We start from the raw sequence: 23082 nt of genomic DNA, 5'->3' as shown, positions 1-23082 counted from the left end.
GCGTCAGGACAGGCCGGTCACCGCGAGCACGCCGGTGACGACGAGCGCGGCCACCTTGATCACTTCGGTCGCGATGTAGCCGAGGTGCGCCCGCGACCGTGGCAGCTCCTCGCCCGCGAGCACCCGGTCCGAGCGCCGGTTCAGCACCGGGCGGATCCCGCCGAGCTGCACCGCCAGCACCACGACGGCGAGCACCGCCGTGACGAAGACCGCGGTCGTCGGCGTGCCCGCGACCAGGGTCACCACCACGACGACGGCGAAGATCGCCTCGACCGCGTTGAGCGCGCGGAACACCAGCCGCCCGATCCCCAGCCCGATCGGCACGGTGACGCCGGGTGCGCGGAACTTCAGCGGCGCTTCCAGGAACGAGATGGCCAGCACCATGCCGAGCCAGAGGAACACGACGGCGACGAGCAGCTGGGTCACGTCAGTTCTCCTGGGCGCTCCTGGGAATCGGAGGGGACGGTGGCGCCGCATCTGGGGCAGGGCGCGGGCAGGTCCACGTCCTCTACCAGCAGGCCGCAGTCCGGGCACACGCGGTCCAGCCAGCACACCGACTCGCCACCCTCTTCTGTCATGCCTCCCATTCTACGGTTGTCGTTCTGTTGCCGTTCTGTTGCCGGTCTCAACCTCTGGCTTAATTGTTTAGCACGCTGCGGTCAGCATCAAGGGCGCCTTCGGCGTCGGCTTCGCCGATTGCTTCGCAACCCTTGACCCTGACCGCAGCGTGCTAAAGGGCGCCCGGACGAGGTTGAGGGGGCGGTGTGGTGTTCGCCCTTTCTTTGGGTTGTGTTGCCGGGTTGCGGTTGCGTTGTTTGTGTCGTTGGTTTGTTGGGTTGAGCCCGTTTGTTGTTAGGCCGTTTGGTGGTATGTTGTGGTATGATTGGGTTATGGATCTGGGGGAGCTTCAGTCGCTTGTCGCCGAACGGCGGCGGCTTGATTTGGCGATCCTGGATTCGATTTCTCGGGTTGATTGGCGTGAGTCCGGGTATCTGCATTTGTGGCAGTTCCTGATGGACGCGTTGCGGGTGGGTCGACGCGAAGCGAAGCAGTTGGAGACTCAGGTTTCGTTGCTGTGCCCGAAGATAGGGATCACGGGTCAGCCGATCCCGGCGCGGTTGCCCGCCGCCCGGGCGGCGATGGCCGAAGGGGTTATCTCTACTGAGCACGTCACCCGGATCGCGAAGACGGTCGCGGCGGTGCCCGCCGAGCACGCCGACCAGGTCGAAGCGGACCTGGCCGAGCTGGCCAAGGAGTTCAACCCTGCCCAGCTCACGCGGCTGGGCAAGCGCATGGTCGACGCCCTCGACCCGGATGGCGCCAAACCTGCCGACCCCACCGTGGTCGAAGCCCAGAACATCCTGGACTTGCAGGAGTGCGAGGACGGCTCGCTGGAGGGCCGGTTCACGTTGGGCGCGGAGACGGCTGCGGTCCTGCGCCCCCTGCTGTCCTCGTTGACCACGCCGCAGCCCGGTGATGACCGCACGCTGATCGAACGCCAGGGTGATGCGCTGGCGGAGGTGATCCGTTTCGCCGCCGACTCTGGCAAAGTCCCTGTACAGGGTGGCGAGCGTCCCCACATCGCGGTCACGGTCTCTCTGGAGACTCTGCAGACGGCTATCGGCAAGGCCACTCTCGACGACGCCCGGTGGATGACTCCGGAGCAGGCCCGCCGTTTCGCTTGCGATGCGGAAATCATTCCGGTGGTGCTGGGTAGCAAGTCCCAGCCGATCGACATCGGCGAATCGAAACGCCTAGCCGACAAACGATTGCGCAGAGCGCTAGCGATCCGGGATCAAGGTTGCGCGGTCCCGGGGTGTGAGCGAACACCGAACCAATGTCACGCCCATCATATTCAACATTGGGCTGATGGCGGTGCTACGAGGTTGGACAACATGGTGTTGGTGTGTCAATTCCACCATCGCCTGATTCATCATGCCGGGTGGACGGTACATATGGACGACGGCTTGCCGGTCTTCACCAAACCACCGTGGGCGCAAACCGCCGCCTGATCCTCAGGCGGCGGCCGCCAGCGAGACCAAGCAAACGCGGCGTGCTGGGTTCGGTTTTACACGGGGCACGGCGGCCGTACGCTGTCCGGCAAGCAAGGGCAGGCCTGCCTGCCCCTTGTTTCGCGCTTGCTGGCCGCCGTGGGGGTCCCCGTGTCAAACCGAACCCACCCCACACGGCTGCCAAGAACAACCATCAATGACGGGTGAGGACGGCGGCGCGGGCTTCTACTCCGACTGGGCAGGCGCACACCCACGGCACGTCACCGGCTGACGGTCACCTGGCACGCCATCGGCAGATGATCGCTCGCCACCGGGTTCGTGGTCACCACGGTGCACTGCCGCGGCTGCGCGCCTGGGCCGGTGAGCACGTAGTCGATGCGCTTGACCGGTCCCTCGGCGGGATAGGTCAGCTCGGGCCCGGTGCCTGCGGCCGGCCACGCGTCGGTGAGCGCGCCGAAGAGCGGCTGGAGTTCCGGCGCGTCCGGCTCGGCGTTGAGGTCGCCCATCAGGATGCTGGGTCGCGCGTCGGCGACCAGGTCGGCCACCTGCAACGCCTGGGTCTGCCGGTCGATGGTGCTGTAGGCCTCGAGGTGCGTGTCGAACACGCTCACCCGCACGCTCTGCACCTCGATGTCGGCCCGCAGCAGGCCGCGCTGTTCCTGGTCGGGGGAGCGGAACAGCAGCGTGTTCGACCAGTGCACGATCGGGTAGCGCGACAGGATCGCGGTGCCGTACTGGACGCGCGGCTTGCCCGGCGCGGGCGGGTCCTGGTCGATGTTGGCCGCGAACACCACGTGGTAGTCCAGGGCCTTCGCCAGCTCGGCGGGCTCGTCGGCCCAGCCGCTGCGCGCGGAGTAGTGCCGGTCGACCTCCTGCATGGCAACGACATCGACGTGGTTCGCCCGCACCACGGACGCGATCCGGTCGAGGTCGACCACGCCATCGGTGCCGCCGCCGTGGTGGATGTTGAAGCTCATCACGGTCAGGTCCCGCTGCGGCGGCCCGGCCGCTGACGCATCCGCCGCCGAAGCCAGCCCGGCGAGCACGACACCCGCGGCGAGGAAGGGGAGCACCCGACGACAGAACATGGCGACCTCCGATGGCAGTTGGTGAATTCTTACCAGGAGGTGGTGGCCGTCAGCTAGCCGCGAACGGGCAACTCCGCGAATCCCCGCAGAACCCTGGTCTCCCGTCGCACCGGGGTACCCGCCGCGCGCAGCTTCGGCAACCGCTCGAACAGGGTGCGCAGGGCGACCTGCCCCTCGAGGCGGGCGAGCTGCGCACCCAGGCAGTAGTGGATCCCCGCCGCGAACGCCAGGTGCTCGCGTGCGTTGGACCGCGTCACGTCGAACGTGTGCGGGTCGGTGAACACGTCGGGGTCGCGGTTGGCACCGCCGATCATCACCACCACGCCGCGCCCCTTCGGCACCGGCCGGTCAGCCAATTCCGTGGCCTTGCCGGCGATCCGGGCGGTGATCTGCACCGGCGAGTCGTAGCGCAGCACCTCCTCGACCGCACCCGGCCAGCCGGTGGGGTCGGCCCGCAGCTTGTCGAGCTGCTCGGGGTGGGCGAGCAGCAGTTGCGCGCCGTTGCCGATCAGGTTGACCGTGGTCTCGAAGCCGGCGCCGAGCAGCAGCGACGCGGTGGTCCGCAGTTCGAGGTCGGTGAGCTGGTCGCCGTCCTCGACGGTGTGCACGAGCTGGCTGAGCAGGTCGTCGCCGGGATCGCGGCGCAGCCGGGCCAGGTGCTGGTCGAACCAGGCGTTCAGCTCGCGCAACGCCCGGTCGGCACGGCGGTAACGGCGATAGCCCAGCGCCGGGTCGAGGGTGGCGGCGGCGTCGTTGCCCCAGTTCAGGAACTCGGCGTGCATCGCGGCGGGCACGCCGAGGATCTCGGCGATCACGGTCACCGGCAACTGCGCGGCGTAGTCCTCGACCAGGTCGAACGGCGTGCCGTCGGTGGGCAACCGGTCGACCAGGCCGTCGGCCACGGCCTGGATCCGGCCTTCCAAAGCCCCGATCGCCCTCGGCGTGAACGCGTGCGCCACCAGCTTGCGCAGCCGGGTGTGCTGCGGCGGGTGGATCGTCAGCAGCGACGGCGGGTCGACCGGACCGATCGCGCTCGGGTCCAGCGCCGCGAGCAGCACCCGGTCCAGGAACTCCGATGCCGCGCCGCCGGGACTGGCGATGAAGTTGTTGTCCCGCAACACCTTGCTCGCCACCTGGTGCGTCGCGGTCGCCGAGATGAAGTTGTTGGTGACGAGCCCGCCCTGCGCGCGCAGCTGGTCGTAGGCGTCGAAGGGGTCGTCGCGCAGCACCGGGTCGCCGGTCAGCCGCGCGATCAGGTCGCCACGCCGGGAGGCCGCCCGGATCGCGAAGCCCGGCAGGCCGTACCGGATCGCCCACACGGTCGCCGAGCGCACCGTCGTCGCTGCCGTCATGCCGCTCCTCCCCAGGCGAATTCGCCGACGGGATCGGTGAATCGCAGTGGTGCCAACTCCGTCGCGTGTGCTCGCAGGACGCGCACCAGACCAGGGTGCGCCGCGGCGAGTTCGGCCGCCGTGACGTCGTCGCCCTGCGCCTGCACCATGATCTCCCAGCGCCGCCACAACGCGAGCAGCAACGTGTGGCGGTCACCGAAGATCGCCTGGTAGCCGGCGTGCCACGGCAGGCGCTCCGTGCGGTCCAGCGTGTTCTCGATCTCCCGCAGTGCCGCGTAGTAGCGGTGCGTTTCCGGCCACCCCATCGCGAATCCCTCCCCATGTCGACCCGCCGAGAAGAACGCTATGCCGGATGCGGGGTCCTTCGCGTCGCGCCACGGACGGGAATCGCGTTCCTACCGTGGTAGGAGGCGACCTCCCGGCCACGGACGGATGCCGCCGGGCGTGCCCGTTCCTACGATGATGAGGTGACGACCGTGCTGAGCCAGGCGAAACGGCGCATCGAGAACTCGTGCGCCCGCCTCGGCGTGCCGTACCCGTGGTGGGTGCCGGCGTGGTCGACCGGCGCGGGCACGGTGCTCGCGGCCGCCGCCTTGATCCAGCGCCGGGACATGCCGATCGGCCTGCTGGTGCCCGCCGGCCTGCTCGCGCTCGGCCCGTTGCTCATCTGGCTGGTCACCGGCCGGCTGCTGGCGCCGTGGATGGAGTCGGTGCTGGTCACCGCCGGCGTGGTGCTGCTGATGACCCACCCGCTCGACCTCGACCTCGCGCCCTGGATGCTCACGGTGGTCGCGGGCGAGGTCGCGGCGACCTCGCCGATCTGGGTCGCGCTGGTGGTGGCGGCGATGGGCGCCACGGTGCCCGTTGTCGCGGGCGTGCTGGGGACGTTGCCCGCCGCGCCGGTGCACGTGGTCGGGGTGCTGCTCGGGCTCGAGGTCGGGGTCACGCTGCGCTGGCAGATCCGGGCGCTGGCCGCCGAGCGGGCCAAGCGCCTGATCGAACGCACCCAGGCGGCGGCCGAGGAACGGCAGCGCATCGCGCGCGAGGTGCACGACGTCGTCGGGCATTCGCTGAGCATCACGCTGTTGCACGTCACCGCCGCGCGGCACGCGTTGCAGCACGACGGCGACGTCGACGAGGCGATCGACGCGCTGGCCGAGGCCGAACGGATCGGGCGCAGCGCCATGGCCGACATCCGCCGCTCGGTCGGCCTGCTGCCCTCGAACCGCCCGAACACCCATGCCCTGCCCGGCATCGAGGAAATCGCGACGCTCGTCGAACGCACCAGGGGAGCGGGGGTCGACGTGCGCTACGTGCCCAGCGGCGACCTCTCGGCGGTCGAACCGGCCTGTGGGCTCGGGTTGTACCGGATAGCCCAGGAATCACTGGGCAACATCATCAGGCACGCGCCGGAAAGCAAGGCCGAGGTGCGGCTGGTGGTCGGCCCGCGGATCGCCCGGCTCACGGTCCGCAATACTCTGTCCACAGTGGAGAACAAGCGCGGCACGAGCGGCAACGGGCTCGATGGGATGGCCACACGGGCTGCCCAACTCGGCGCGGAGCTGACGGTGGGACCACGTGGTGGCGACTGGGTCATCGACGTCACCGTTCCCCTCCTGACCGTGAGCGCGCCATGACCGACGAGGGCGAGGTGCGCGTCCTGCTGGTCGACGACCAGGAGCTGGTGCGTTCGGGGCTGCGCCGGATCCTGCGCAAGCGGGCCGGGTTCCACATCGTCGACGAGTGCGCCGACGGCGCGGACGTGCCCGCCGCACTGGCCGCCAACGAGGTCGACGTGGTCGTCATGGACCTGCGCATGAAGAACGTCGACGGCATCGAAGCCACCCACCGCCTGCGCCGCGAGAGCGACCGCCCGCCGGTGCTGGCCCTGACCACGTTCGACGACGACGAGTTGCTCTCGGGGGCGTTGCGGGCCGGAGCCGCGGGCTTCGTGCTCAAGGATTCGCCGGCCGAGGACCTGATCCGCGCCGTCCGCACCGTCGCGGCCGGCGACAGCTGGCTCGACCCCACGGTGACCGCGCGGGTGCTGGCCACCTACCGGCAGGCCGCGCCCGCGAAACCGGCGACGACGCCGGAGCTGCTGACCGCGCGCGAACTGGACGTGTTGCGGGCCATCGGGCAAGGGCTGACGAATGCCGAGATCGCGGCCTCGCTGGTGATCTCCGAGCTGACCGTGAAGAGCCACATCGGGCGGATCTTCGCCAAGCTCGACCTGCGTGATCGCGCGGCCGCCATCGTCTACGCGTTCGACAACGGCATCGTGCGCTCGCCGAACGCTCGCTAGCCTGACGGCGTGACCCTCGACCAGCGGCTCGTCGACGCCGCCGTTGACCAGTTGACCCGGCGGTTCGCCGAGCCCGGCTACCACGTGGCGGCGGCCGTGTACCTCGACGACGGCCAGATCCTCACCAGCGTCAGCTTCGACAACCTGAACTCGTGCGCCACGCTCTGCGCGGAGACCGGGGCGTACTGCCAGGCGTACACAATGGACCGTGCGGTGACCGCGTCCGCCTGCGTGTGCAGTGACGACCAGGGCGCGCTCTCCGTGCTCGCGCCGTGCGGCATGTGCCAGGAACGGCTCGCGTTGTGGGGGCCGGACGTGCAGGTCGCCGTGGCGCAGGGGAGCGGGCCGACCGGCTGGGCGGCGCGCACGCTACGGGACCTGTACCCGCACTACTGGGGCATGCACTTCGGTGACGGCGAATGGCCATCCAAGGATGTGCACACCTCCTAGACCAGCACCTCGCCGTCCCGCGCGACCACCCGGCCACCGGCGAGCACGAGCTTCCGCGATGGCACACGCACCAATGCGTCCGGCACGTTCTCGGCGTCGATCAGGACGATGTCCGCGCGGGCGCCGGGCGTGATGTCGTGCCGCTGGCGGTCCACATAGGACGCGCCGTCGGTGGTGGCGAGCCGGACGGCGTAGGTCAGCTCCTCGTCGGTGCGCAGGCCGTGCAGCCGCGCGTAACCCAACGCGATCCGCAACAGGTCGCCGTCGCCGAAGGGTGACCACAAGTCGCGGATGCCGTCGGTGCCGAGGCCCGTGGCGATGCCGCGATCGCGCATGCCGCGCCACGGCAGGGGAGCGGAGCCGACGGGTGCGACCGTCGCCAGCGAGATCCCCGCCGTCGCAACCTGATCGAGCAGCGCCTCCTGCCGCTCGCCCGTCACCTCACCCAACGCGAACCCGTGGGACACGGTGACCTTGGTGTCCTGCGCGCGCTCAGCGATCAGCTCGTATTGGAACGCGCCGAGCTCGCCGTGGTCGTGCAGGTGGATGTCCACCCCGACGCCGCGGCGGCGCGCGATCTCGAACAGCCCGTCCAGCTGGCCGACCGGATCGCGGTCGATGCCCGCCGGGTCGATGCCGCCGATGTGGCTCGCCCCGGCCGCGACGGCCTGGTCCAGCAGGTCGAGCACGCCGGGGCGGCGCAGCACGCCGTCCTGCGGGAACGCCACGATCTCCACGTCGATCGCACCGTCGAGCACGGCGGCCGCCTCGCGCACCGACTCGATGCCGCGCAGTCCGATGCCGAGGTCGACGTCCACGTGCGTGCGGGTCGCGGTGGTGCCGTGCCGCAGGAACTCGCGCAGCACCGCCACGACGCCGTCCACGCTCGGGATGCCGTACTTGTCGCGCTCGGCCCGTTCGTGCGCGATCCGCCCCTGCGTCGTGCGCTCGCCGCCGAAGGACACCCACGGCTGGTTCCACCAGCTCTTGTCGACGTGGGCGTGCGCGTTGACGAAGCCCGGCAACGCGAGCAGACCGCCGCCGTCGAGGCGCTCGTCCCCGCCCGCAATGCCGGCGGGCACCACCTCGGTGATCACCCCATCGGCGATCACCACATCCATCCCAGCCCCGCCCCACGGCCGCACATCACTCAGAATCACCTCCAAATGGTATACCAAATCTCCCGTGCTCCTCCTCGGCGGGATTAAGCGGGCTAATTCCCGTGCGGAGGACGCGGCAAAGCGCCTCTGACCTGCACGATCGCCAGGCAGGGTCACGTATTCATGAGGTATGAATGGGTGGGGTCAGGTGTGGCGGGCGGTGGCCATGCGCTGGCCGTCGGCCAGGTGGGCGGCGGCGAGTTCGTCGACCAGGGCCAGGTCGCCGGCGGCGATGGCGGCGCACAGCTGCTCGTGCTGCTCGGCGACGGCCATCAGGTCGTCGTGCTGGCCGAGCAGCCAGCGCAGCCGGCTGCGCAACACCCCGTGCAGCTCGGCGAGCAAGTCGTTGCCCGCCAACGAGATCACGGCCTCGTGGAAGTCGGCCGCGGCCCGGCGCGCCCGTACGGCGTCGCCCGCCCGGGCCGCGGCGAGCTCGTCGGTGACCAAGGCGCGCAGGCGCTCCACCCCCTCGTCGGTGCGACGCTGCGCGGCCAGCCGGAACGTCAGCGGCTCGAACGCGGCACGCACTTCGTTGAGGTTGGCCACGTCGGCGGCCGTGAACGCGCGGACCACGGCCCACGACCTGGGTCGAGGCGTCACGAGACCCTCGGCGACGAGCACGCGCAGGGCGTCCCGCACCGGCACCCGGCTCACGCCCAGATCGGCGGCGAGGTCGCGCTCGACCAGCCGGTCGCCGGGCGCGCGGGCGCCATCGAGGATCTCGTCGCGCAGCTGCCTGGTGACCCGCTCCGACTCCGGCTCGAAGCTCCCCGCCTTGGTCATGACGCCCATGATCCCACTATGTGATGCTTGGCCGATGGGGTTCAGTTCGCGCGGCAGCGTGACCACACCGCTGCTCGAGATCGGGTACGAACAGGCAGGCGATCCCGGCGGTGTCCCGGTCGTGCTGCTGCACGGTTTTCCCTACGACGTCCGGGCTTACGACGAGGTCGCGTCGCTGCTCGCCGACGCGGGCACCTGCGTCTACGCGCCTTACCTGCGCGGCTTCGGCCCGACGCGGTTCCTCGACGACGCCACGATGCGCTCGGGCCAGCAGGCCGCGCTCGCGCAGGACCTGCTCGACTTCCTCGACGCGCTCGGCCTCGCGTCCGCGGTGCTCGGCGGCTACGACTGGGGCGGACGGGCCGCCTGCATCGCCGCCGCGCTGTGGCCGGACCGGGTGCGCGGGCTGGTCACGGTCGACGGCTACAACGTCCAGCACCTGGCGTCGGCGGGCGAGCCGGCCAAGCCGGAGTGGGAACGGACCTACTGGTACCAGTACTACTTCCACTCCGAGCGGGGGCGGCTCGGCCTGGAACGCCACCGCGAGGAGCTGTGCGCGTTGCTGTGGCGCACCTGGTCGCCGACGTGGACCGGCGCCGACACGGCCTTCGCGGCGAGCGCGCCGAGCCTGCACGCACCGGACTTCGTGCCCGTGGTGATCCACTCCTACCGGCACCGGTTCACCTTGGTGGACGGCGATCCGCGCTACCAGCCGCTCGAGGACCTGATCGCGCGGCAGCCGCCGATCACCGTGCCGACCGTGGTGCTGGAAAGCGGTGCCGACGGCGTCGGCGGCCCGAGCGCGGCCGAGGACCGCGAGTGCTTCACCGGTCCCTACGAGCACCGCCTGCTGGCCGGCGTCGGCCACAACGTCCCGCAGGAGGCGCCGGCCGCGTTCGCCGACGCGGTGCTCACCACTGCGGCGATGTCACGATCTTGATCATCTGATCGGTGCTCAGCGGCGGCTTCGGGCTCAGGATTTGGCTTTCCCCCTTGGGATCGCGTTCGTTGCTCACGTGCATCAGGACCTCGACGCCGTCCTTGCGCACCAGGTCGATCATGTGCGTCACCCCGTTGCCGGGGCCTGCCAACGGTTCCGTGCTCACCGCGATCGAAGAGCCGTCGGGCCGCTTGTGGATGTTGCAGTTCGCCCGGTCCAGGTCCTCGCAATGCGGCCCCACCGCGGGATTCGACTTGATGATCTGCAGGTCGTAGCCGCCGCTGTGGCCGGCCACGGTGAGCACGCCGACGATGGCCACGCCCGAACCCGGCTTGACGTTGCCGTCGCCGTCGGTCTCGACCGACCCGCCGGTGTCGGTGACGGTGAACGTGGCGGTGTCGCCCAGCACCACGCGGAACCGGTCCTCGAGTTCCTTGGCGCTGGTCGGGATCAGCGAATGCCGCACCGGCAGTGTCGTCATCGGCGTGCTGGGGCTGCCTTCCCGCACGGAGGACGACCCGCCGGGGCCGCTGCCACCGGTCAGCACCGCGACGCCGGCCACCAGCCCGCCCGCGACCAGCACGGCGGCGGCCACCGGAACGAGCCGGGGGCGGCGTGACTTCGAAGCACCGGCCCGCAGTACTGCGTTGTCCGCCCGCCGCTCCAACTCGGCGAAGGCGTCTTCGAGGGCCTTGAGGTCGTTCATCGGGTCTCCTGGTAGGCGCGCGGGGAAGCGGACAGGTCGATCCGCAACGCGGCGAGCGCGCGCGCGATCTGGCTGCGCACGGTGGTTTGCCCGCAGCCGAGTTGCGCGGCGATCTCCGCGTCGGGCAGTCCCGCGTAGTAGCGAAGGACCACGGCGGTTCGTTGCCGTCTGGGCAGCCGGGCCAGCCGGCGGATCATGGCGTCGCGTTCGGCGCGTTCGTCCGCGCCGTCGCCGACTTCGGCGGCGTGGTCCTCCACCTCGGCGCGCGGCGCGGTGCGGAAGAGCCGGCGTCGCCAGGACAGGTAGTCGTTGACGATCATCCGCCGGACGTACGCGTGCGGTTCCGCCATCGCCGAGATCCGGTCCCACTGCTCGAACGCGCGGCCGAGGACATCGCTGACGATGTCGTCGGCCAGCCACGTCCGGCAGGTCAGGACCGTGGCGAAGCGCATCAGCGCCGGACGCCGCTGCGCCACGTAGTCCGCGAACTCCATCCGCCACCCCGATCACGGCTCGGCCTGTGCTTGCGGACCCTCAACGCGCCGGGCCGCCGATCCGCTGCATCGAGCCCCGAAGAATTTCCCACAGCGGGCAATCAGACACGGTCAGTTATACTGAATACGCCATTCGAGTGCGCTCTGTGATCGAAACCACATATGGTGACCACCGGTTACGGTGAGTGGTCCACGGTGCGTAAGATTGCTTTCTCGTGACCCTTTCCTCCTCCCCATCCGGATCGCCCGCGGTCACCCCCGCGTTGTCCGGACCCCGCCTGACCCCGGCGGAGTTCTCCCGGCTGGCCACCACCGTCGCCGGCTACCCCTACGTGAAGCTGGTCCTCGACCGCACCACGTCGACCGTCCACCTGATCGACGGCGCCCTGGGAATGCTGCACGTGCAGTACGTCGCCGAGTCGATCCTCGGCATGACCCGCGCCGAACTCGCCCGCAACCTGGACGCCTTCAACGACTCGGTCTACCGCGCCGACGACCGCCGCTTCCTGTTGGGAACGCTGGCTTTGCACGAGCGCGACGAGCGGTTCTTCTCCCTGGAGACCGTCGAGGTCGACACGATGGACGCGGCCATGCTGCTGGAGTTCTACGGCACCGTCCGCGCCCTGGTCGACGCGTCGGTGCCGGTGCTGCTCAAGCCGGCGAACCACCAGCAGGAGGCCTACCTGGCCGACGCGGACGTGCCGCTGATCCTCGCGCACGAGCTCTACTCGACCGCGCCCTACGTCCCGCTGAACCCGGGCACGGTGACCGGCCGGTTGCGCGTCTTCGCGTCCGAATCGGACTACCGCCGGGCCGCCGAACCCGTGCGCTGGCACGACATCCTGGTCATGTCCCGGATGCCCGACGACATCCCGCGGGTGTCCGGCCTCGTCAACGCCGAGCACACGACGCCGCTGTCGCACACCAACGTGCTCGCCGCCGGCTGGGGCATCCCGAACGCCATCCAGCTCGGCGCGCTCACCGACCTGGCCGCACTGGACGGCCAGTGGGTCGAGCTGACCGTCGACCCCGCCGCGGCCGAACTGGCCGTGCGCCCGGTCGAGCGGCCCGAGTCCGTCGGCGACACCCCGCCGTGGACCGCCACCCGGGTCGACCTGCACAAGCCGGACCTCGCCGCCGCGCACATCGCCGCGCTGGACACCCTGCGCGCGAGCGACGCCCACCGCTTCGGCACCAAGGCCGCGAACCTGGGCGAGCTCACCCACGTCGTGCGGGCCGGGTCGCCGAACTGGCTCGGTTTCTACCAGGCGCCGCGCCCGCCGCGCGCCGACCTGCTCGGCTACCTCGCCCGCCGCCTGGGCGTCACCACCACCGACGTGGCCGAGCTGTCCGAGGTGGCCCTGCGCACGGTCAAGGAACACGTCGTCGTGCCGCGCGGGATCGCCCTGCCGTTCGCCTTGCAGCAACGGTTCCTGGAGTCGTCGCCGGCGATCCAGCAGGCCATCGGCAAGCTGAAGATGGCGCTCGCGCTGGGCGGTCCGGTCGACGAGCTGTGCGGTGAGCTGGGCGCGCTGATCCGCGACACCCCGCTGCCCGCCGACCTGCGTGCCCTCGTCGAGGACGCCATCGCCCGCCACTTCGCCGGGGTGGACCGCGTCGTGGTGCGCAGCTCGTCCAACGCCGAGGACCTGATCGGGTTCTCCGCCGCGGGCATCTACGAATCCGTCCCGCACGTCGACTCGGTCGACGCCGTGATCGCCGCGGTCAAGCGGGTGTGGTCCTCGCTGGTCGCCACCCGCGGCGTGCTGCTGCGGGCCGAGGCCGGGCTTGGGCTCGACGACTGCTTCATGGGTGTTGTCATCCAGGAGCAGCTCGCCGCGCCGCTCGGCGGCGTCATGGTCACCGCGAACCCCGTGGAGCCCAAGGACTTCCGCAACGTCCTGATGAACATGGCCCGCAACTCCGTCGACGACGTCGTGTCCGGGACCCGGGAACCGTTGCAGCACCTCTACAACACGATGGAGGGCGGCAGCCGCACGGTGGCGCTGGGTGCGGAGAAGTCCGATGTGGACGACTCGACCAAGGCCACGCTGGGCTTGCTGGCCCTGGTCGGCCGGCTGCTCCAGGCGCACTTCGCCGAAACCACGGATGGGGCCTGCGGCGGCGCGGACCTTCCGGTGGACGTGGAGTGGCTGGTCGACGGCGACACCATCGTGCTGCTGCAGTGCCGTCCCTACCAGCTCGCCGCATGAGCGCCATGAACCACACCGTGAACCACACCGTGAGCGCCGAGCGGGTCATCCGCCGCTACAACGCGTTCCAGCTGTCCGCGGGCCTGCTGATCTGGCTGCCGATCTTCTACGTCTACCAGCGCTCCGCCGGGCTCGCCGACGACCGGATCTTCACCATCCAGAGCATCTTCTACCTCGCGTTCTGCCTGCTGGACATCCCGACCGGCGCGCTGGCCGACCGGTTCGGCTACCGCCGCTGCCTGCAGGCCGGGGCCGTCGTGCTCACCGCGGCGAACCTGGTGCCGTTGTGGCAGCCGACGTTCGGCGGGTTCCTCCTGCAGTTCCTGATGATCGCGCTCGCGCATTCGCTCTTCTCCGGCGCGGGCAGCGCGTACCTCTACGAGTACCTGCACCGCACCGGTAACGGTGAGGCCTACCAGCAGGCCGAGGGTTCGGCGCGGGCGTGGACGCTGGTCGGGCGGATCGTCTGCCTGCCCGCGGCGGGCGTGCTGATGCAGTGGTGGCCACCGTCGCCGTACCTGCTGTCGGCCGTCTCGTGCGGCGTCGCGGTGACCATCGCATTGCGGTTGCCGGAGCTGCCTTCGGCCGGTGCCGTCGCGCGGGTGCCGGTGTTGCCGGCGCTCGGTGCCGCCCTGCGTTCGCTGGGGTCGGCACCGCGGCTCATGGTGCTGATGGCCCAGGGCATCGCGGTGTTCACCCTGGTGCGGATCGGCCAGGCGAACCTGTTCCAGCCGATCCTGGAGTCGAAGTCGTTGCCGCTGAGCCTCTTCGGCGTGGTGATGGCCGCGACGACGGTGTTCGAGGTGGCCGGGGCCGCGCGCTCCCGCCTGCTCAACCGGTTCGGCCCGGTCCGCGTCGTGCTCGTGCTGACCGTGGTGATGGCGGTCGCGCTCGCCTTCGTCGTGCCGATGGGCCTGGCCGGGACGATCGGCTGCCTGGCCCTGTTCTCGCTTGCGTCCGGGCTGGCGTTCCCGGTGCAGCGCAAGCTGGTGAACCGGGCGATCACCGACCCGGCGCACCGCGCGACGCTGCTGTCCATCGAGTCGCTCGCCGACCGCGCGGTCTGCGCTCTGGTCGTGTTCGTCATGGGCGGGTTCCTCGCTCGGGGCGCGATGGCGAGCTTCCTGGTCCTGCTGGCGGTGGGTGTCGCGGTCGCGATGCTGCTCATCGCCGCCCTCGTCCACCGAACCAGCGACCGCGCGGCGGTCGCCGAGGAGATCCCCGCGTGAAGAAGATCCTGTACGTCTACGTCAAGGGTGGCGCCCCGCTGGAGACGGCGTTCCCGTCCATCGCGGCGCAGGGCGAGCTGCACGTGCTCGCGCTGTCACCCATGCCCGAGGCCGGCAAGGACGTGTGGGCGCCGTGCTGCGCGAGCATCACCCGCCACGAGGGTGTGCTCAAGCCCGGCGACGACGTCGTCGACCTGATCGTCGAGCACGCCGCGCGGCTCGGCGCCGACGCGGTGCTCACGTTGTCGGAGTTCGCGGTGCTGGCAGTGGCGCACGCCGCCGAGCGGCTCGGGCTCGTCGGGGCAGGGCCTGGCATCCGTACCGCGCGCGACAAGCGCCTCATGCGTGAGGCCTGGGCACCTGCGGGCGTGCCGATCCCGCGGTTCCGTCGCGTCGACACCGAGGCCGACCTGCGCGCCGCGCTCACCGACCTGACCCCGCCGCTGCTGCTCAAGCCGGCCTGGGGCGCGGGCTCGGTCGCGCAGCTGGTGCTGACCGACGCCGCGCAGGTGCCCGGCGCGTGGGCCGAGATCGAGCAGGCGCTCGAGCGTGGCGGCCAGGTCGGCATGAACGAGTTGTACGAGCCGAACACCGACGGTGACCGGCTGGTCGAGGAGATCGTGGATGGCACCGTCGAGGGGTGGTACCCGGAGCCCGGCTACGGCGACTACCTCAGCGTCGAGGGGATCGTCGCGCACGGCACCTACCACCCGCTGGCGATCACCGCGAAGCTGCCGACCGTGCCGCCGTGCGTCGAGGTGGCCAGCACGTCGCCGTGCGTGCTGCCGGAACCGTTGCAGCGCAAGCTGGAAGAGGTGTCGCGCCGCGCGGTCGACGCGCTGGGGCTGGACACCTGCGGCACGCACACCGAGCTGATGCTGCGGGCCGACGGCGAGGTCGCCGTGATCGAGACCGCCGCGCGCTTCGGCGGGTTGCTGACCACCCGGCAGCTCGAGGTCGTCTTCGGCCTCGACCCGATCGGGATGCTGGTGCGTGAGCAGCTCGGTGAGCCGGTGGAGTACCCGGAGCGGATGCTGGTCGCAGGTGGCCGCGCCGCTGCGTCGGTCGCCGTCGTGCCGGCCGACGCGGACGGTAACCCTTGGCGCACAACGCCTTCGTGGGACCCGGACCGGGTGGACTGGACCGCGTTGCTCTCGCCGGGCAGCACTATCGAGCCGGTGCCGGCCTTCATGCTCCCGGCCGGGACGCCGGTGCCCGCGTTCGACCCGTCCGGCGGGTCGCGCAACTGGCTCGGCGTGTTCCTGGTGACCGCCGTGGACGCCCCGACGCTGCTGCGCGACTGCCGCGCCGTGCTGGACGGGATGGAGGGGGCGCTGGCCTGAGTTAGGGTGGGTCGATGACTACTGGGGAAGTTATCGCCGACTTGTTCGTGTCCGTGGACGGCTGGGCGGGCAGCACCGACTCGCCCGGCTACTTCGGCTACGGCGGGCCGGATCTGATGGCGTGGATCGACGAATCGTCGACGGTGCCACACGTGGCGTTGCTCGGCAGGCGCACCTACGAGCTGCTCTCGGGCATGCCGGTGGAAGCGCACGACGGGACGTGGGTGACCGAGCTCGACAAGGTCGTCTTCTCCCGGACCCTCGATTCGGTGGCGTGGCCGAAGACCGAGCTGTGCAAGCAGGACGTGGTGGCCGAGGTGCGCAGGCGCAAGGCCGAAGGCGGCCTGCCGATGCGCACCATGGGCAGCCTTTCCCTGGTGCGCCAACTGCTTTCCGCGGGCCTCGTGGACCGGTTGCGGTTGATGACCTTCCCCTTGCTGGTCGGGCCGACCGGCCGGGAGCCGGCGTTCGAACAGCTCGCGTCGTCGGCCGACCTGGAGCTCGTCGACCACCGTGTGCTCGATGGCCGCATCGTGCTGCTGGAGTACCGGCCGACCGGCAAGGACATCCCGCGGGCGTGATCGAGGTTCGTCTCGCCGAGGCCGCCGACGGAGACGTCCTCGGCGAGATCCACGCGGCCGGGTGGGCGGCGGCGTACGCCCCGTTCTTCCCGCCGGAGTTCGCTTCGGCCAACGTCGCCGACCGGTTGACGCGATGGCACAAGCGCATCGCGGAGCACCCGGGCGAGATCCTGCTCGCCGCGCTCGACGGCCGGCCGCTGGCCCTGTCGTGGTTCGGTCCGTCCCCGACCCGCGACGGGCTCGGTGAGGTGATCGGCTTCTACGGCCACCCGGACGGCTGGGGGAGCGGGATCGCGGCCGCGCTGATGACCGCGACGCTGGAACACATGCGTGCCAATGGTTTCGCGGTGGCCCACCTGTGGACGGCGCGGGACACCCCGCAGTCGCGCCGCTTCTACACCAAGTGCGGCTTCGCCGAGACCGGCGCGACCCGCACCCACGACTTCGGCGAGGGCCACCTGCTCGCCCAGGTCGAGTACCAGCGCGACTGCTGAACCTGCTCACCTCTTGCTCTCCGCGCCGTGGGAGAAGGCGGCGGATTCGGCGCCGTGCTGGGGCTTGTCCTGGTTTTGCAGGCGAGGCAGGGTCCGGGTCAGGGCGTCGAGGAAGAGATCGGCCAGGTCGTGGCTGAAGCCGTTGCGCACCACCACGCGTAGCACCGCCAGGTCCTCGCGGTCGGCGGGGAAGGTGTACGCGGGCACCAGCCAGCCCTGCTCGCGCATGGCCGCCGACACGTCGAAGACGCTGAACCCGGCCTGGTCGTCGGCCACGGTGAACGCGAACACCGGCAGTTCGCGGCCGTCGGTGAGCAGGCGGAACGGGCCGAGGGCGGCGATCCGGTCGGCCAGGCGGGCGGCGACCTCGCGGCAGTACTGCTGGACCCGGGTGTAGCCCTCCCGGCCCAAGCGCAGGAACGTGTAGTACTGGGCGATCACCTGCGCGCCCGGCCGGGAGAAGTTCAACGCGAACGTCGGCATCTCGCCGCCCAGGTAGTTCACCCGGAACACCAGGTCGTCCGGCAACGCCGCCGTGTCGCGCCACACGACCCAGCCGACGCCCGGGTACACGAGGCCGTACTTGTGCCCGGACGTGTTGATCGACGCGACCCGCGGTTGCCGGAAGTCCCAGTCCAGGTCCGGGTCGCAGAACGGCGCGATCATCGCGCCGGACGCGCCGTCCACGTGTACCGGGATGTCCCAGCCGTGCTCTTGCTGCACCGCGTCCAGCGCCGCGCAGATCTCCGCGACCGGCTCGTAGCTACCGTCGAAAGTGGACCCGAGGATCGCGACGACGCCGATCGTGTTCTCGTCGCAGTGCTTGGCGGCCTCCTCGGCGCTGAGGTGGTAGCGGTCGCCGGACATCGGCACCAGGCGCGCCTCGACGTCCCAGTAGTTGGCGAACTTCTCCCAGCACACCTGGACGTTGATGCCCATGACGACGTTCGGCCGGTCGGTGGGCTTGCCCTCGGCGCGGCGCTTGTGCTGCCAGCGGCGCTTGAGCGCGAGCCCGGCGAGCATGCACGCCTCGCTCGAACCCGTTGTGGAACAACCGATCGTGGCCTCCGGCTCGCTCGCGTGCCACAGGTCGGCGAGCATCCGCACGCACCGCTGCTCGAGTTCGGCGGTGCGCGGGTACTCGTCCTTGTCGATCATGTTCTTGTCGACTGTCTCGGTCATCAGGGTCCGCGCGGTGGGCTCCATCCACGTGGTCACGAAAGTGGCCAGGTTCAGCCGCGCGTTGCCGTCGAGCATCAGCTCGTCGTGCACCACCTGGTAGGCGATGTCGGCGTCCAGTTCGCCCTCGGGCATCCGGTTGCGGGGCACCTGCACGGGCTCTCGCATGAACACCGGGTTGACCGCGATGTCCGCCCTGGTCGGTTCCGCCGGGCCGTGCGGGTGTGCGAGCGGCATGCGCTGGTCCTCCCTGGCTGTGGGTGAGCCCCACGCTATCCGGCTGAGCCGTGTCTTGCCTGGCACCGGGCGTGTCCCACGTTCGCGCCGGGTGTGTCCCACGTTCCCGTGGGGTGTGTTCGACAGTGGAGTGCGGACACGGCAGCGCCGAGTGTGGGACACGCCGGGTCTGAGTGGGGGACACACCCAGTCCGAGTGTGGGACACACCCAGTGGATCAACCCCACGTTCGGACCTGTGCGACCGGCGCTGTGATGGGGGAGAATCCCACGGGATTCGGCCAACCCACTCGATGGGAGCGGACATGGATCCCTCGACCTCGATATTCCGTCGCAAGCCCATCGAGCAGATCGACGAGCCCGGCGAAGGTGTCCGGCTCAAACGCGAGCTGGGGCTGTGGCAGCTCACCGCGATCGGCGTGGGCGGCATCATCGGCGCCGGGATCTTCTCCCTCGCCGGCGAAGTGGCCAACAAGAGCGCCGGGCCCGCGGTCCTGATCTCCTTCCTCATCGCCGGCATCGCGAGCGCGGCGGCGGCCTTCTCCTACGCCGAGTTCGCCGGGCTGATCCCGCGCGCCGGGTCGGCTTACACCTACGGCTATGCCGTGCTCGGCGAAGTCGTCGGCTGGGCGATCGGCTGGGACCTGCTGCTCGAGTACACGGCGATCGTCGCGGTGGTCGCGATCGGGATCTCGGGCTACTTCAACGACTTGCTGTCGTTCCTGGACGTGCACCTGCCGTTGTGGATGACCGGTGCGCCCGGCACCGAACCGGACGGGGTGGCCGCGGGCAGCTACAAGATCAACCTGTTCGCGGTGGTGCTGTGCCTGCTCATCGCCTACATCCTCAACCTGGGCATGCGCAACGCCGCCCGGTTCGAGACGGCGCTGGTGTTCCTCAAGGTCGCCGTCGTGCTGCTGGTGATCGCCGTGGGCGTCTTCCACATCAACACGGGCAACTACAACCCGTTCTTCCCGTTCGGGCTCAGCGGCGCCTTCACCGGCGCGGCAACGGTTTTCTTCGCGGTGTTCGGCTACGACGCGATGAGCACGGCGGCCGAGGAGTCGAAGGACGCCCAGAAGCACATGCCCCGGGCGATCATGTATTCGCTGGCCATCGCCATGGTGCTCTACGTGCTCGCGTGCCTGGTGCTCACGGGCATGGTGAAGTACACCGACATCAGCCCGACCGCGGCCTTCTCCAGCGCGTTCAAGTCGGTGGGGCTCTCCGCCCTCGGCGCGATCATCGCGGTCGGGGCGATCCTCGGCATCCTGACCGTGCTGTTCACGTTCATGATGGGCGCGTCCCGGGTGGGCTTCTCGATGAGCCGCGACGGCCTGCTGCCGGCGTGGTTCGGCAAGACCTCCCGGCGCTACGACGTGCCGAGCCGGATGACGTGGGTGCTCGGCGTCGCCTCGGCGGTGATCGCCGGGTTCCTGCCGATCGGCGAGGCCGCTCAGCTGACCAACATCGGCATCCTGCTGGCGTTCGTGGTCGTGTGCGCCGCGGTGATCGTGCTGCGCTACCGCCAGCCCGACCTGCCGCGCACGTTCCGCTGCCCGGGCATGCCGGTGGTGCCCGCCGTCGGCATCGTGTTCTCGCTGTGGCTGGTCACGTACCTGACCGTCGAGACCTGGCTGCGGTTCGCGGTCTGGTTCGTGCTCGGCTTGATCGTCTACTTCGGCTACAGCCGCAGCCGCTCGCGGCTGGCTACCAGTCGCCGTCCTGCACCGGACGACCACGCGGGTCATTGAGCACGACGGTCTGGTCGTGGGCGACCGGGTGCCACGGGTCGTGGTCCTGGCCGAGCCAGTCGCCGACCGGGACGACGTCCTGCAGCGGCTGCGCGGGCTGCAGATCGGTGCCGTCGGCGTCGTAGTAGTCGTACCAGGGCAGGCCGGCCTGCGTGTAGGACGCGCGGCTGACCGGGGAGGCCGGTGGCTCCTCGCCGGTGATGCGCCGCCAGTCCGGCGGCGTGACCAGGTGGACGAACACGCGCCCGGCCGGCTTGGCCTTCCACTCCGACAGCGCGCGGCTGTCCTTGTAGATCTCCTGGCGCATGGTGCCGCCGACGCCGAGCCCCATGGCGTTGGCGGAGCCCGGCGCGGGCGCGGGCGGGCCGCCGTACCCGCCCTGCATGCCGCCGTACCCGGCGTCGTAACCGGAGTACGAGGTCGCGCGAGCGGGCACCGGGTGCTTGGCGGCGAAGTTCTGCAGCTGGATGCCGCCCCACACCTCCGCGCCGGTGACCTGACCCTCCACGGTGGCGCCCAGGCCCAGTGGCACGGCGACGAACTGGCGGATGGTGCCTTCGCCGGAGTTGATGCCGTCCAGCCACGGCTGGTCGGGCAGCACGACGTAGTTCTGCGGGTCCTGGGAGAGCTTGTCGGTCCACGGCCGGCCGGACACGGCGCACACCTTGCCGACGCCGACCTGCAGGGCCGCGGTCTCGGCGGCGCTGAACGAGAGCCACATGGCCTCGCGCAGGTACATCGGCAGCAGCACGCCGCCGCGCTTGCGCCACTCCTCGGGCACCGTGTCGGCGTAGTCGCTGACCATGCGCACCGGGAAGTCGCCGAGCCCGGGCGGCAGCGGGTGCGTGCCCTGCTCGGGCAGGCGCAGCGTGCGCACGAACCGCACCCGTACCTCGCCCGGCATGACCAGGGTGTTCCCGTCGAGCCTGACCACGTCCTTCGCCATGCCCCGCACCGTATTGGCTCCCGGCCGGCCGCGTGGGCGGAACGCGACAAGACGACCGGGGACTGCGCGCGCCGACGTACGCCAGGTGCCGTAGCCCGGACGACGACCGGGCCCCGTGTGCACCATCAGGGTTCTTCCCATCGGTCGAGCAATCGAAGGGGAGAAACCACATGTCCGAGAACCCGGACACGATCACCACGGCCCGTGCGGCGAGCACGGGCGCGTGGCGGCTGATCGCCGCCGCGCTCTGCTTCATCCTGTGCTACCAAGCGGTCGGGTTCGTGGGCGGTGCGTTCGCGTCCTCGGCGTTGCCGCTGCCCAACGCGTCCGGCGCGGAAGCCCAGGCCTGGTACGTGCGCAACGGCCTGTCGGCGACGGTGTCCGCGATCTGCCAGCTGTTGTCGGTGCTCTGCCTCGGCCTCTACGCCGCGGTGCTGCGCCGCACGGGACGCATCGACAAGCAGGCCCGCTGGGCCTACGCCGCCGTGGCCATGATGGTGCTGTCGTGCCTGCTGTCCTGGGCGATGGCCGCCTACGCGGGGTCGGTGAGCGCCGAGACGCTGGGTGCGTTGCGCACGGCCAACTTCATCACCGGCGGCACCGCGCACGTGGCGCTGCTGGGTGTGTTCGTGTTGCTGGCGGCGAAGGCCGGTGGCTTCGGCAAGGGCATCCGCGTGTTCGCCTGGGTGGCCTTCGTGCCGGCCGTGGCGTCGGTCGTCTCGCTCGTCGTGTTCCAGGGCGCGGCGCTGATCCTGCTGGGCCGGCTGCTGTGCATGGCGTGGACGCTCGTCGCCGCGATCGCGGTGGCACGCGCCGATCGTCGTTGACCGGCGACGGGCACCCGCTCGGCTCATCCGGGGCCGCGGGTGCCCGGCGTCCAGGTCGGTTCTTCGCTGGTGGCGGCGCGCGCCAGGATGAACAACAGATCGGAGAGCCGGTTGAGGTAGCGGGCCGCGGGTTCGCTGCCGGGCACCGTCCACAGGCGACGTTCGGCCCGCCGGCACACGGCGCGAGCGTGGTGCAGGGCCGCCGAGTACGGGTCGGTGCCGGGGAGCACGAAGGAGCGCAGGGCGGGCAACCCCGCGTTGTGCTCGTCGCAGTGCTCCTCGAGCGCCAGCACGTGGTCCTCACCCACCCGGTCGCCGCCGCCGGCCACGTCCGCGCCCAAGTCGAAGAGCTCGTTCTGCAACTGCCGCAACAAGGTCACGTGGGACGCGGCCGGGGCGGCGATCGCCAGCCCGATGGCTGTGACCAGCTCGTCGACGTCGCCGAGGGCCTCGATCCTGGGGTCCGCTTTGGACACGCGGCCGGGTGCGGCCGCGGTGGTCGTCCCGTCGTCCCCGGTCCGCGTGTAGACCTTGTTGATGACCACCGACATCGCGACCTCCTCAGCCAGCGCGACGAGGGTGTCCAGCGGCACCGCCGTCACGTCCGATTCGACGTCCGCCACGGCGGCGGCCAGCCGGTCCCGCAAGGCGTGCAGCTCGGCGATGCGCCCGGCGAGCCGGTGCTGCTGCTCGCGCAGGACGCGGGCGGCGGCGGGACCGTCGGCGTCGAGCACCGCGCCGAGCTCGCCGACCGGCAGGCCGAGGGCACGCAACGCCAGCGCCCGGCGGGCCCCGGCCATCGCGACCGCGTCGTAACGCCGGTGCCCGCCCTCGCTCACGCTGCTCGGCCGGATCAAGCCCCGCGCCTCGTAGTAGCGCAGGGTGCGCACGGTGGTACCCAACTGCCGCGCGGCTGCGCCGATCCCGACCGACTCGCTTGCCATGCCGTCACGCTAGGACCTGACGCGGCGTCCGAATCAAGCCCCGGCCG

24 protein-coding genes are annotated in these 23082 nt (G+C 70.6%); 12 read left to right on the top strand and 12 right to left on the bottom strand.

Going from position 1 to position 23082, the window contains the following annotated elements:
• Nucleotides 1-3 precede the first annotated feature (3 nt).
• Together EV186_RS13630 and EV186_RS38885 are read right to left on the bottom strand one after the other, a co-directional pair.
• The gene (locus EV186_RS13630; protein ID WP_133850237.1) at nucleotides 4-384 is read right to left on the bottom strand and encodes a hypothetical protein; all 381 of its coding nucleotides are present in this window, start codon (nucleotides 382-384) and stop codon (nucleotides 4-6) included.
• Nucleotides 385-422: 38 nt separating this feature from the next.
• The gene (locus EV186_RS38885) at nucleotides 423-578 is read right to left on the bottom strand and encodes a hypothetical protein (RefSeq protein WP_166659092.1); all 156 of its coding nucleotides are present in this window, start codon (nucleotides 576-578) and stop codon (nucleotides 423-425) included.
• 312 nt (nucleotides 579-890) lie between these two features.
• On the opposite strand from EV186_RS38885, the gene EV186_RS13625 reads away from it, so the two are divergent.
• The gene (locus tag EV186_RS13625) at nucleotides 891-2012 is read left to right on the top strand and encodes an HNH endonuclease signature motif containing protein (RefSeq protein WP_166659163.1); all 1122 of its coding nucleotides are present in this window, start codon (nucleotides 891-893) and stop codon (nucleotides 2010-2012) included.
• A gap of 260 nt (nucleotides 2013-2272) precedes the next feature.
• Here the strand turns inward: EV186_RS13625 and EV186_RS13620 are convergent, their stop codons facing one another.
• Genes EV186_RS13620 through EV186_RS13610 form a run of 3 tightly spaced genes read right to left on the bottom strand, consistent with a single transcriptional unit; the run spans nucleotide 2273 to nucleotide 4757 of the window.
• Nucleotides 2273-3100 carry an endonuclease/exonuclease/phosphatase family protein gene (locus EV186_RS13620; protein WP_133849585.1) on the bottom strand — a complete coding sequence of 276 codons (828 nt, stop codon included), beginning with the start codon at nucleotides 3098-3100 and terminating at the stop codon, nucleotides 2273-2275.
• A 53-nt stretch (nucleotides 3101-3153) separates the two neighbouring features.
• Nucleotides 3154-4452 carry a cytochrome P450 gene (locus EV186_RS13615; RefSeq protein ID WP_133849584.1) on the bottom strand — a complete coding sequence of 433 codons (1299 nt, stop codon included), beginning with the start codon at nucleotides 4450-4452 and terminating at the stop codon, nucleotides 3154-3156.
• A complete protein-coding gene (locus tag EV186_RS13610; RefSeq protein WP_133849583.1) occupies nucleotides 4449-4757 on the bottom strand; it encodes a hypothetical protein in 309 nt (102 codons plus the stop codon). Before EV186_RS13610 ends, EV186_RS13615 begins: the two co-directional genes overlap by 4 nt.
• Nucleotides 4758-4919: 162 nt before the next feature.
• On the opposite strand from EV186_RS13610, the gene EV186_RS13605 reads away from it, so the two are divergent.
• From EV186_RS13605 to EV186_RS13595, 3 genes are read left to right on the top strand one after another with little or no spacing between them, the layout of a single operon-like run.
• Nucleotides 4920-6089: a sensor histidine kinase gene (locus EV186_RS13605; protein WP_133849582.1), complete on the top strand. Its 1170-nt coding sequence runs from the start codon at nucleotides 4920-4922 to the stop codon at nucleotides 6087-6089.
• On the top strand, nucleotides 6086-6757 hold the full coding sequence (locus EV186_RS13600; protein WP_133849581.1) for a response regulator transcription factor: 672 nt from the start codon (nucleotides 6086-6088) through the stop codon (nucleotides 6755-6757). The genes EV186_RS13605 and EV186_RS13600 overlap by 4 nt, the downstream gene beginning before the upstream one ends.
• Nucleotides 6758-6766: 9 nt before the next feature.
• The gene (locus EV186_RS13595; RefSeq protein ID WP_133849580.1) at nucleotides 6767-7207 is read left to right on the top strand and encodes a cytidine deaminase; all 441 of its coding nucleotides are present in this window, start codon (nucleotides 6767-6769) and stop codon (nucleotides 7205-7207) included.
• Here EV186_RS13595 and EV186_RS13590 read toward each other — a convergent pair.
• Together EV186_RS13590 and EV186_RS13585 are read right to left on the bottom strand one after the other, a co-directional pair.
• Complete coding sequence (locus EV186_RS13590; RefSeq protein ID WP_243754018.1) at nucleotides 7204-8367, bottom strand: amidohydrolase family protein; 1164 nt, start codon at nucleotides 8365-8367, stop codon at nucleotides 7204-7206. The two genes, EV186_RS13595 and EV186_RS13590, sit on opposite strands and share 4 nt — an antisense overlap.
• Nucleotides 8368-8511: 144 nt before the next feature.
• A complete protein-coding gene (locus EV186_RS13585) occupies nucleotides 8512-9159 on the bottom strand; it encodes a GntR family transcriptional regulator (protein ID WP_243754017.1) in 648 nt (215 codons plus the stop codon).
• 25 nt (nucleotides 9160-9184) lie between these two features.
• Here EV186_RS13585 and EV186_RS13580 point away from each other — a divergent pair, with 25 nt between their 5' ends.
• Entirely contained in the window at nucleotides 9185-10090 is a 906-nt protein-coding gene (locus tag EV186_RS13580; RefSeq protein ID WP_133849579.1) for an alpha/beta fold hydrolase, read from the top strand.
• On the opposite strand, the gene EV186_RS13575 is transcribed toward EV186_RS13580, so the two are convergent.
• Together EV186_RS13575 and EV186_RS13570 are read right to left on the bottom strand one after the other, a co-directional pair.
• On the bottom strand, nucleotides 10062-10796 hold the full coding sequence (locus EV186_RS13575; protein WP_133849578.1) for a hypothetical protein: 735 nt from the start codon (nucleotides 10794-10796) through the stop codon (nucleotides 10062-10064). The two genes, EV186_RS13580 and EV186_RS13575, sit on opposite strands and share 29 nt — an antisense overlap.
• Nucleotides 10793-11290, bottom strand: a complete 498-nt coding sequence (locus tag EV186_RS13570) for a SigE family RNA polymerase sigma factor (protein WP_133849577.1) — start codon at nucleotides 11288-11290, stop codon at nucleotides 10793-10795. The genes EV186_RS13575 and EV186_RS13570 overlap by 4 nt, the downstream gene beginning before the upstream one ends.
• Nucleotides 11291-11505: 215 nt before the next feature.
• On the opposite strand from EV186_RS13570, the gene EV186_RS13565 reads away from it, so the two are divergent.
• The 5 genes from EV186_RS13565 to EV186_RS13545 are packed head-to-tail and all read left to right on the top strand — an operon-like array spanning nucleotide 11506 to nucleotide 17150.
• Nucleotides 11506-13503, top strand: coding sequence for a PEP/pyruvate-binding domain-containing protein (locus tag EV186_RS13565; protein WP_133849576.1), 1998 nt, complete (start codon nucleotides 11506-11508; stop codon nucleotides 13501-13503).
• On the top strand, nucleotides 13500-14732 hold the full coding sequence (locus EV186_RS13560; RefSeq protein ID WP_133849575.1) for an MFS transporter: 1233 nt from the start codon (nucleotides 13500-13502) through the stop codon (nucleotides 14730-14732). The genes EV186_RS13565 and EV186_RS13560 overlap by 4 nt, the downstream gene beginning before the upstream one ends.
• Nucleotides 14729-16075 carry an ATP-grasp domain-containing protein gene (locus tag EV186_RS13555; protein ID WP_133849574.1) on the top strand — a complete coding sequence of 449 codons (1347 nt, stop codon included), beginning with the start codon at nucleotides 14729-14731 and terminating at the stop codon, nucleotides 16073-16075. The genes EV186_RS13560 and EV186_RS13555 overlap by 4 nt, the downstream gene beginning before the upstream one ends.
• A 14-nt stretch (nucleotides 16076-16089) precedes the next feature.
• A complete protein-coding gene (locus tag EV186_RS13550; RefSeq protein WP_133849573.1) occupies nucleotides 16090-16656 on the top strand; it encodes a dihydrofolate reductase family protein in 567 nt (188 codons plus the stop codon).
• Nucleotides 16653-17150 (top strand): GNAT family N-acetyltransferase, encoded by a 498-nt coding sequence (locus EV186_RS13545; protein WP_133849572.1) that lies wholly within the window; start codon nucleotides 16653-16655, stop codon nucleotides 17148-17150. The genes EV186_RS13550 and EV186_RS13545 overlap by 4 nt, the downstream gene beginning before the upstream one ends.
• A 6-nt stretch (nucleotides 17151-17156) precedes the next feature.
• Here the strand turns inward: EV186_RS13545 and gad are convergent, their stop codons facing one another.
• Nucleotides 17157-18566 (bottom strand): glutamate decarboxylase, encoded by a 1410-nt coding sequence (gad, locus tag EV186_RS13540; RefSeq protein ID WP_133849571.1) that lies wholly within the window; start codon nucleotides 18564-18566, stop codon nucleotides 17157-17159.
• A 303-nt stretch (nucleotides 18567-18869) separates the two neighbouring features.
• Between gad and EV186_RS13535 the strand changes: the two genes are divergently transcribed.
• Nucleotides 18870-20318 carry an amino acid permease gene (locus EV186_RS13535; protein ID WP_243754016.1) on the top strand — a complete coding sequence of 483 codons (1449 nt, stop codon included), beginning with the start codon at nucleotides 18870-18872 and terminating at the stop codon, nucleotides 20316-20318.
• Here the strand turns inward: EV186_RS13535 and EV186_RS13530 are convergent.
• Entirely contained in the window at nucleotides 20275-21264 is a 990-nt protein-coding gene (locus EV186_RS13530; protein WP_133849569.1) for a hypothetical protein, read from the bottom strand. The two genes, EV186_RS13535 and EV186_RS13530, sit on opposite strands and share 44 nt — an antisense overlap.
• 170 nt (nucleotides 21265-21434) lie before the next feature.
• Between EV186_RS13530 and EV186_RS13525 the strand changes: the two genes are divergently transcribed.
• Nucleotides 21435-22091 (top strand): hypothetical protein, encoded by a 657-nt coding sequence (locus EV186_RS13525; RefSeq protein WP_133849568.1) that lies wholly within the window; start codon nucleotides 21435-21437, stop codon nucleotides 22089-22091.
• A gap of 23 nt (nucleotides 22092-22114) precedes the next feature.
• On the opposite strand, the gene EV186_RS40705 is transcribed toward EV186_RS13525, so the two are convergent.
• Nucleotides 22115-23035 carry a cob(I)yrinic acid a,c-diamide adenosyltransferase gene (locus EV186_RS40705; protein ID WP_133849567.1) on the bottom strand — a complete coding sequence of 307 codons (921 nt, stop codon included), beginning with the start codon at nucleotides 23033-23035 and terminating at the stop codon, nucleotides 22115-22117.
• Nucleotides 23036-23082 lie beyond the last annotated feature (47 nt).

The organism is Labedaea rhizosphaerae (genome assembly GCF_004362825.1).
Classification (GTDB): Bacteria; Actinomycetota; Actinomycetes; order Mycobacteriales; family Pseudonocardiaceae; genus Labedaea; species Labedaea rhizosphaerae.
Note: the sequence above shows the minus strand (reverse complement) of the source record. Positions and strands in the feature narration are given on the sequence as shown.

What these genes read in the sequence shown, in the direction of transcription:
- EV186_RS13625 (WP_166659163.1), top strand. Translation starts at nt 891, where the DNA reads ATGGATCTGGGGGAGCTTCAGTCGCTTGTCGCCGAACGGCGGCGGCTT.
- EV186_RS13535 (WP_243754016.1), top strand. Translation starts at nt 18,870, where the DNA reads ATGGATCCCTCGACCTCGATATTCCGTCGCAAGCCCATCGAGCAGATC.
- EV186_RS13585 (WP_243754017.1), bottom strand. Translation starts at nt 9,159, where the DNA reads ATGGGCGTCATGACCAAGGCGGGGAGCTTCGAGCCGGAGTCGGAGCGG.
- EV186_RS13600 (WP_133849581.1), top strand. Translation starts at nt 6,086, where the DNA reads ATGACCGACGAGGGCGAGGTGCGCGTCCTGCTGGTCGACGACCAGGAG.
- EV186_RS13610 (WP_133849583.1), bottom strand. Translation starts at nt 4,757, where the DNA reads ATGGGGTGGCCGGAAACGCACCGCTACTACGCGGCACTGCGGGAGATC.
- EV186_RS38885 (WP_166659092.1), bottom strand. Translation starts at nt 578, where the DNA reads ATGACAGAAGAGGGTGGCGAGTCGGTGTGCTGGCTGGACCGCGTGTGC.
- EV186_RS13630 (WP_133850237.1), bottom strand. Translation starts at nt 384, where the DNA reads ATGGTGCTGGCCATCTCGTTCCTGGAAGCGCCGCTGAAGTTCCGCGCA.
- EV186_RS13570 (WP_133849577.1), bottom strand. Translation starts at nt 11,290, where the DNA reads ATGGAGTTCGCGGACTACGTGGCGCAGCGGCGTCCGGCGCTGATGCGC.
- EV186_RS13550 (WP_133849573.1), top strand. Translation starts at nt 16,090, where the DNA reads ATGACTACTGGGGAAGTTATCGCCGACTTGTTCGTGTCCGTGGACGGC.
- EV186_RS13530 (WP_133849569.1), bottom strand. Translation starts at nt 21,264, where the DNA reads ATGGCGAAGGACGTGGTCAGGCTCGACGGGAACACCCTGGTCATGCCG.
- gad (WP_133849571.1), bottom strand. Translation starts at nt 18,566, where the DNA reads ATGCCGCTCGCACACCCGCACGGCCCGGCGGAACCGACCAGGGCGGAC.
- EV186_RS13525 (WP_133849568.1), top strand. Translation starts at nt 21,435, where the DNA reads ATGTCCGAGAACCCGGACACGATCACCACGGCCCGTGCGGCGAGCACG.
- EV186_RS40705 (WP_133849567.1), bottom strand. Translation starts at nt 23,035, where the DNA reads ATGGCAAGCGAGTCGGTCGGGATCGGCGCAGCCGCGCGGCAGTTGGGT.
- EV186_RS13575 (WP_133849578.1), bottom strand. Translation starts at nt 10,796, where the DNA reads ATGAACGACCTCAAGGCCCTCGAAGACGCCTTCGCCGAGTTGGAGCGG.
- EV186_RS13615 (WP_133849584.1), bottom strand. Translation starts at nt 4,452, where the DNA reads ATGACGGCAGCGACGACGGTGCGCTCGGCGACCGTGTGGGCGATCCGG.
- EV186_RS13560 (WP_133849575.1), top strand. Translation starts at nt 13,500, where the DNA reads ATGAGCGCCATGAACCACACCGTGAACCACACCGTGAGCGCCGAGCGG.
- EV186_RS13620 (WP_133849585.1), bottom strand. Translation starts at nt 3,100, where the DNA reads ATGTTCTGTCGTCGGGTGCTCCCCTTCCTCGCCGCGGGTGTCGTGCTC.
- EV186_RS13580 (WP_133849579.1), top strand. Translation starts at nt 9,185, where the DNA reads ATGGGGTTCAGTTCGCGCGGCAGCGTGACCACACCGCTGCTCGAGATC.